Genomic DNA, 6,757 nt, shown 5'->3' with positions numbered 1-6,757 from the left:
CTTAATTTCATATCTATACATGATTATCGCCCTACGTAAAAAGAGGGTCCATTATGGATATTTTTGTATTTCCAGTTACTTGTGCATAACCATAAATTCTTGCGTCACCATAAACACGTGCATCACCAAAAATACAAGCTTTGCCGTAAATCTTCATTTCACTAGAAACATTTGCTTTACCGTAAACACGGGCATCGCCATAAATATTGGCATTCCCAGAAACTTGTGCATTGCCATTAACCTTGGCATGATCAGAAACTTGGGCATTGTCATAAACCTTGGCATCACCAAAAACATTTGCCTTACCAAAAACTTTAGCATCACCATAAACCTTGGCATCATCATAAACCTTGGCGTTTTCATAAACTTTTGCATTTTGATAAATACAAGCATTGCCTCCAACCCAGCAATTGTCATCATGGCTAAGATTTCTTTCACTCTCGACAAAGCCTCCAAGGTCGCCTTCTTTGACATCATCAAAATCTTTTAAGACGCGTATGCGATAAAGCGTTGTTCCATCAACTTTTATTGTTTCATCAGTGAGTTTATATTTCTTTTTTATCATGATAACCTCCTCTTAATGCATGCTTTGTCTTTTAAGTTCTTGAGACAGCAGCCCCATGCCTTTAGTGGTAATTTTTGCACAAGGAATGACTTTTTCTATTCCACTCGTGGTTTGAAGTGTAATGGCTGGACAGTCCATTAGTTGCTTTTGGATTTTGTCTTGATAAGGGAGCAAATTTCCACCTATTGTACGTCTGTAAACCCAACCTTTTTTCTGTAAGAATTGAATGAATTGTTTTGGTTGCATCTCGAGGATTTTAGCCGCTTCTGTAAGACCAAAGAGCCCATCATGGCGTTGTAAACTTTCAAGAGCCATTGCTTTTGGTGTTAAATCTTCAATCATGCTATCTTTTTGGTCTATTTGCCCTTGGAGGTAATTCAAAAAGCCAATCATAGCTTTGGGGCTTGAATAGTCGATTTGTGGGGCTGCTACCTGCTTTGCACGCTTTTCGCATTCGATAAAGTATTGACGGGCTTGTTTTCCTTTATCATTACGCTCTACCATGGCGAGTTCTTTAGCCATGTTTAAGGTAAGATAATATTCCACTGCTATGGCATTGTTCGCTTCCATTTTTTTGTGGAAGCGAATAAAGTCCCGCCCTTGAAGAAAAGCGTATGTCATGATGCGCTTTTTTATCCAAGTAGAGAAATCTTGTTTGCTTTCTAAAAACGCATGTAAATCACGGGCATTGACTGTTTGAACGCTTTCTTCATTAATGGTGTTATTTGTAATAGCGATAGGATTATCCATTTTATGATCTCTTCGTTAATTACCAAATATTGACGGGGGAAGGGGGCGCTTTTAAACGCGCCCTTCAGAATTTTTAAAGCACATCACAAGGACGCAAACGGTGCTGTTGTTCATAAGTACCGTACATTTCATCTTCATATTTTTGTTTTTCTAAATCAGATAAAAGGTCATGGTAAGCATCACTTTCACGTATAAACTCATAAGATACACCCCCCTCGTGGAGACGGTCGATATTGTCTTTTACATATGCTTCTGCAATTTCTTCAGAGATATCTTCACAACTCTTTTCAGAAGGATTTATACGAAAGATTTGGATGGCATCATCTCCCTCATAAACAATGCTTAGAATTTGACTTGCATCAAGCGGTCCAGATTCTGCAATGTTTTGATCATCATCGTAGGTAACTAATAAAATTTCATCGGAATTTATAAGAATTGGCTTTTCCATAATTTCTCCTCCCTTAATGCCTTTGCCTATTGGCAAGAGCTTGTTTGTGGTTTATGAAAGTAAAATACGTTTTTCGTAATAAGATGTCAAGAAAAAAAATTACGATAAACGTATTTTTATATATTTATAATCCACATGATTATTTATTATCTCAAAATTTAAATAGGGAATTTATGTTGGACAGTGAAAGTAAAAAACAACTATCTGTAATGCTAAATAAATTAGCAGAAAATGAAAGAACAGCTTTTATAGATTTCGTGCTGCGAGCAAAGATTTTAAAAGATCCTCAACAATCTTTTTCTCAGAATCATTTGCTTGAGAATACAAATAAAGAAAATCATCCGAACAAAATCCAGAAACAGGTGAAGAGTCTTTAAAAAACTCCATAATTTTAACAAGCTCATCAGCTTTAACGTCTCTCATTTCTTTATTAGGATCAAGATTGACAATATTAGATATAGCTGGTCTACGCACTCCAAGATGGGCTGCAAGTTTTGCTTGACTTCCACGGCCCATTTTATCGAGTTCTTGCTTTATCCAAATTTTTAGTTCTCTTTGTTTAACCATACTTGAGTTATTTACCATTTTTAAAAAACCTTACAATATTAAAAAACAAAAAAATACGTTTATCGTATTGACTAAATGTTCCTTATATCGTATTTTTATTGATTATGATAAAAGCATATACAGAAACAGCGAAACTTATAATTACATATCTTGGTGGGCATCATAAGGTTGCAAATATTGTTAATCGTAATGTTATTGTAGTTAGAAAATGGGCTTATTCTCTTGAAAAAAGAGAAGGTAAAGGTGGAATTATTCCGGCTAAATATCAAGTCATGCTTTTAAATTATGCTCGTAAACATAATATTGACTTGCGTCCCGAAGATTTTTTCTACCCTGAGCGTTTGCAAAATTTGATGAACAAAGAAGAGTATCTCCCACCGTCTTCTTTTGTCAACGGTTTGAGTTTGAGTGAGAAACCGTATGAACAAAATAAGATGATACAGCCACAATATGAAGAAAGGAAATAAAGATGGATTACGGTTTAGCAATATCATTACTATCCATATCGGTTATTGTTTTGAATATTATTGTATTTTTTCATTGGTACAATAACAGATAGGAGAAGAAAATAAGACGATACAGTCACAATATGAAGAAAGGAAATAAAGATGGATTCCAGTTGGGCGACGATGATTGCGTTTTTTATAGTCAATGTAATCATGTTTTTTTCTGGCTTTTACTTTTATAAAATGACGGAAACGCAAGAAAAAGAGACGGATGAAATAATGAAAAACATAATACGTCGACAAGAAGATTTAATTCAAACACAAAAAGATTTAATGGAAAAAATTAACCGCTTTTGAGACTACTCTCCTCGAGTGGTAGTAAAAAGCTGGGCCAAAAAGTAGTTTCAAGTATTTTCTCTGCATGATTTGATGAAGTGTGTTCAATGATAAAAATTGGTGTGCTTACGATATCTGGTTTTAGGTGGCGAACTGTGAAAGAAAATTCTGTTTCTTCAGATGCATCTAAATTAAAAAAATCGAAGATCTGCTGTGTTTCTAAATCTGCTATAAGAGGACTTTTTAAGGATATATACTTTTCATTTTCTGGTTCTAAATGCATTGGATATTTTCCCAAAAAAGCACCTTTATCAAACGCAAATGGGTTTTCGTTATATAACCGAAAATTATTTATTTTCATTGTTTGCTCTGTAGGATTTTTTATGATGCCACTGACCTCTATGAAGAAGTCTTTGTCATATTTGTATGCTGTTGACTCTTTCATAGTAACCTCCAACTTTGGACCCAAATCTCGTATTTGTTTTTCCGCCCATAAAATGGAGACATGCTCTTTTTCTGCTTCAGTTTGTTTTTTTAGCTGCTCTAATTGCCTTTCTACATTGTTTAAATCTTCTTTGCGGATTTTGGCTGCTTCTTTCTGGTCTTTGTGTCTTAAAATAAGAGCCACAGAAAGAGATGAAATAAATGACAAAAAACCTGTAATAAATATCTTTATCCATTCTTCTTGCATCATAAATTCCCCCACTTTTTTAGAATCATTAAGAGGTTACTTTTTCACAAACATTTTTGCAAGACGGGCAATCACAACACGCTCTGTCATGACGTACGCATAAACACACAACAGCCTTAAGGGGGGATTATGATCACTCATGCACAAACCATTCTCTGTCTTGATCTAGGTACCAAGACTGGTTGGGCTATATGCGGTGCTGATGGTCACATAACAAGCGATACAGAACATTTTCAATCACGCCGTTTTGAAGGCGGTGGTATGCGTTATCTGCGCTTTAAGAAATGGCTTTCTGAACTAAAGAGGTCTGTTGATGAAATTGATGCCGTGTATTTTGAAGAAGTACGCCGGCATGTGGGTACTGATGCAGCGCATGTTTACGGTGGCTTTCTAGCAACTTTAACGGCTTGGTGTGAACATCATCAGATACCGTATGAAGGTATTCCTGTTGGTACGATTAAAAAAGGAACAACGGGAAAAGGAAATGCTTCAAAAAAAGAAATGATTAAGGCGGTGTGTGCAAAAGGACACGCGCCTAAAGATGACAACGAAGCAGATGCTTTGGCAATTTTATATTTAAAGAAAGAAGGGGGTATATATGTCCAGTAAAATACCATGGACGAGACTTAATACAGATCAGTGGCTATTTAAACTTTCTGATTTACCACCTATGGAAGTCAATGTTTATGTGAAGTTGCGAATAAGAATGTTACACACGCGTGAACCTCTTTTGAATGATTCACGAGTATTATCTCATTTTACTTGTTGTACAGTAAAAAGATTTGAAAAGGCGTTAGATTATTTATTTAGATCTGGGCACATCATTTCTTTAGAAGATGGTCGTTTGTGGAGTTCAGATGTTGAGGAAGAACTCAATAACTCAAATGAAAATATAAATAAATTTTCAGAGAGAGCACAGAAGGCAGCGCAAGCAAAATGGGCAAAACATCATAAAGAAAAAACAATTAGCGATGATCAAAATGCTAAGCATGATGCTAAAGCAATGCTTAAGGATGCTAAGCATGATGCTAAAGCAATGCTTAAGGATGCTAAGCATGATGCTAACGATATGCTTAAGCATGCTACAAGCAATGCTAATGCAATGCTTAATGATGCCATTAACAATAACAATAACATATATAATAAAAAAACTAATACTATCGTATTAGCAAAAAAAGAAATTAATTCTGAAAATTTAGAAACAAACGATTTGGTTGAAGAGCCAACAGAAGATGATGCTCTCAAAAGCCAATCAGAACAAATCGAAACATCATCAGAAAACCAACCTCCCATTCACGAGCAAAAAAGCGTTTCGAAAAAAGCAAAACGAACAAAAGCTAATCGGGGTTGTCGTATCCCTGCTGATTTTGAACCCGATTACGATTTTGCACTTGCAGAGGGCTTGCCTCCAGAGCGTATCAAAGTCGAAATCGCAAAGTTTAAAGATTACTGGCGTTCAAAAGCCGGAGCAAATGCAACCAAAACCGATTGGCAAGCAACATGGCGTAATTGGGTACGCAGGGCGGTTGATGATTTAGAAAAAACAAAAAACACAAACAACAATGGTGGAAACAATGGAAACTTTTCAAAAGATCAAAGAACTCGTGGTGGTACCGGAGAGACAATCCGTAACCTTATACGTGATGCAGGATTTAGTGAATCCACTTCAAAGCATTGCAGATCAAATGGTGCGATACGTCACAAGGGAATATCCATGGACCTTGATCAATGGCGTGAAATTGACACCAGCACTAGAGGAACAAGCTTTCACAACCTATCAGACAGTCCAAAACTTACTTACCTTGAAAGCGTCTGTTGAAGACATTGCAGAGGCTCTTGATGTGCTTGAAGGTGGTTTGACCATGCAAAAAGTTTCAAATCCACAAGCACGTGCAAAGGCTTATATCGCTGCTCTTAACGGCATTTCACTATGGGCTTTGTTGCAGGCTGTTAAAAATCTTATACGTGGAGAAGCCAAAGGTATGTCAACAACGTTTGTACCAACATCTGCTGATCTTGCGCAGTATTGTCGTGATTTGGAAGGCGGGCTTTCTGGAGCTTCTAAGAAAGTTTTTATAGCCATTGAAAATACACGCAACAAGGCATTGGGTGGTAAACGCATTTCATTCACGAGAATAGGCAAGCCCGATGAAGACCGTCATAACAATGATCGTTCAAAAGCAGCTTAAAATAGCAAAATAGTGAAAAGTGCTGATCGTTTTATGATTAGATATGCGTTTAAATCGACAAAAAGGTACCTTACAGCGCGATTTAAAGATTTTATGATGAAAACAACATCTGCAATATAAAACGCTCTGTACGGTCAAATTTGAGACAAAATAAGCCCATAGGTAAAATTAGGATTAAAACATGCCAATTTTAAAATATTTATCCTTAATAAACCGTAAACAGTTCATGCAAAAGAAGTTTGTTGCAACAGCTGTTGGTTATGTTCCTTGGGGTGATGGAGCAGCAGAGTATTTTTACAACCTCTATGAATATGAAGATGGCACAAGAGAGTGTGAAAAGTTTGATGGTGGTCAGTATTACACCATACCAGAGAATGCGGATTTTAGCACTAAAGCGCAAGTGAAAGCATGGGTTTACGGTGGTACGGTACCTAAAAGCGTTCTCAATTACGAACCTCTCATTGATGAGATCAACAAAAAAATCAAAAAATTATCAAAATGACAAAAAGTGAAAAAAATTGCAAAGGCATGTTGACATTAAAGAGATGTTCCTTTAGAAAAGCATCAAGTGTGTAGAAACACTTAAGCGATAAGCGGGTAGATCACGATAAGATCTTTCCCATTCTTTAAAATACTGACTGTCTTTTATGCTCTGAATAGCGTATGATGATTTATGTCGGGTGTGGTTATGCCATACAATACCCTTTTTAGGGGAAAGCATACAGCGGACTTATCGCCGTGTTTCTAGCGCCCGGCGCCTTTATT

The 6,757-nt window shown here is 36.4% G+C and carries 11 protein-coding genes; 6 read left to right on the top strand and 5 right to left on the bottom strand.

Annotated features, from left to right (window positions below; all coding sequences use genetic code 11):
• Positions 1-31 precede the first annotated feature (31 nt).
• The 4 genes from FNZ60_RS09350 to FNZ60_RS09335 form a co-directional block, all read right to left on the bottom strand.
• A complete protein-coding gene (locus FNZ60_RS09350; RefSeq protein ID WP_246054792.1) occupies positions 32-565 on the bottom strand; it encodes an LbetaH domain-containing protein in 534 nt (177 codons plus the stop codon).
• Between the two features lie 12 nt (positions 566-577).
• Complete coding sequence (locus FNZ60_RS09345) at positions 578-1,315, bottom strand: antA/AntB antirepressor family protein (protein WP_142417280.1); 738 nt, start codon at positions 1,313-1,315, stop codon at positions 578-580.
• Between the two features lie 73 nt (positions 1,316-1,388).
• Entirely contained in the window at positions 1,389-1,763 is a 375-nt protein-coding gene (locus tag FNZ60_RS09340; protein WP_142417279.1) for a hypothetical protein, read from the bottom strand.
• Positions 1,764-2,009: 246 nt separating this feature from the next.
• Positions 2,010-2,348: a helix-turn-helix domain-containing protein gene (locus tag FNZ60_RS09335; RefSeq protein WP_246054790.1), complete on the bottom strand. Its 339-nt coding sequence runs from the start codon at positions 2,346-2,348 to the stop codon at positions 2,010-2,012.
• Between the two features lie 86 nt (positions 2,349-2,434).
• Between FNZ60_RS09335 and FNZ60_RS09330 the strand changes: the two genes are divergently transcribed.
• Together FNZ60_RS09330 and FNZ60_RS09325 are read left to right on the top strand one after the other, a co-directional pair.
• Entirely contained in the window at positions 2,435-2,797 is a 363-nt protein-coding gene (locus tag FNZ60_RS09330; RefSeq protein WP_142417278.1) for a hypothetical protein, read from the top strand.
• A gap of 141 nt (positions 2,798-2,938) precedes the next feature.
• Positions 2,939-3,133, top strand: a complete 195-nt coding sequence (locus tag FNZ60_RS09325) for a hypothetical protein (protein WP_142417277.1) — start codon at positions 2,939-2,941, stop codon at positions 3,131-3,133.
• Here the strand turns inward: FNZ60_RS09325 and FNZ60_RS09850 are convergent.
• On the bottom strand, positions 3,120-3,806 hold the full coding sequence (locus FNZ60_RS09850; protein WP_185913578.1) for a hypothetical protein: 687 nt from the start codon (positions 3,804-3,806) through the stop codon (positions 3,120-3,122). The two genes, FNZ60_RS09325 and FNZ60_RS09850, sit on opposite strands and share 14 nt — an antisense overlap.
• 126 nt (positions 3,807-3,932) lie before the next feature.
• Between FNZ60_RS09850 and FNZ60_RS09315 the strand changes: the two genes are divergently transcribed.
• The 4 genes from FNZ60_RS09315 (at position 3,933) to FNZ60_RS09300 (ending at position 6,494) form a co-directional block, all read left to right on the top strand.
• Positions 3,933-4,412, top strand: a complete 480-nt coding sequence (locus FNZ60_RS09315) for a crossover junction endodeoxyribonuclease RuvC (RefSeq protein ID WP_142417276.1) — start codon at positions 3,933-3,935, stop codon at positions 4,410-4,412.
• Positions 4,402-5,622, top strand: a complete 1,221-nt coding sequence (locus tag FNZ60_RS09310; RefSeq protein WP_142417275.1) for a DUF1376 domain-containing protein — start codon at positions 4,402-4,404, stop codon at positions 5,620-5,622. The genes FNZ60_RS09315 and FNZ60_RS09310 overlap by 11 nt, the downstream gene beginning before the upstream one ends.
• Positions 5,606-5,992, top strand: coding sequence for a hypothetical protein (locus FNZ60_RS09845; RefSeq protein ID WP_185913573.1), 387 nt, complete (start codon positions 5,606-5,608; stop codon positions 5,990-5,992). Before FNZ60_RS09310 ends, FNZ60_RS09845 begins: the two co-directional genes overlap by 17 nt.
• 181 nt (positions 5,993-6,173) lie before the next feature.
• Positions 6,174-6,494 carry a hypothetical protein gene (locus FNZ60_RS09300; RefSeq protein WP_142417274.1) on the top strand — a complete coding sequence of 107 codons (321 nt, stop codon included), beginning with the start codon at positions 6,174-6,176 and terminating at the stop codon, positions 6,492-6,494.
• Positions 6,495-6,757: the final 263 nt, after the last annotated feature.

Origin of the sequence: Bartonella massiliensis, from assembly GCF_902150025.1 — a bacterium.
Taxonomy (GTDB): Bacteria; Pseudomonadota; Alphaproteobacteria; order Rhizobiales; family Rhizobiaceae; genus Bartonella; species Bartonella massiliensis.
This window is presented reverse-complemented; position numbering and strand designations above follow the sequence as displayed.